The sequence below is a fragment of the Paraburkholderia sp. SIMBA_054 genome (genome assembly GCF_046534875.1).
GTDB lineage: Bacteria > Pseudomonadota > Gammaproteobacteria > Burkholderiales > Burkholderiaceae > Paraburkholderia > Paraburkholderia hospita.
Genome location: NZ_JAWRXV010000747.1, coordinates 1 through 273 on the forward strand (window position 1 = coordinate 1; position 273 = coordinate 273).

General features: G+C 59.3%; 1 protein-coding gene. It reads right to left on the reverse strand.

The genetic code is table 11. The features are described from left to right. Positions 1 to 265: response regulator transcription factor (locus SB822_RS57095; protein WP_410859106.1), on the reverse strand; the 265-nt coding region annotated here is incomplete at its 3' end. Positions 266 to 273 lie beyond the last annotated feature (8 nt).

The following is a 273-nucleotide window of genomic DNA, read 5'->3' on the forward strand; positions in this document are numbered from 1 at the left end:
TCGACATGACGATGATGCGCAGGCCCGGCCACTCGGCCTGGATATGGCGGATGAGGTGCAATTCGTCTTCGATGAGGCCGGCGGGATCGGGCATCGACAGATCCGTAACCAGCACGTCGCACGGCGTGCGCCGCAGCAGTTCGATCAATGTCGTGGGACTACCAGCCTGCCCGACGATCGCGACGCCGGCACGCGTCTCAAGCATGCTTCTGACACCAAGCAGAACGAACGGATGATCGTCGGCAAGAACAATTCGAATGTTCACTAGGATTT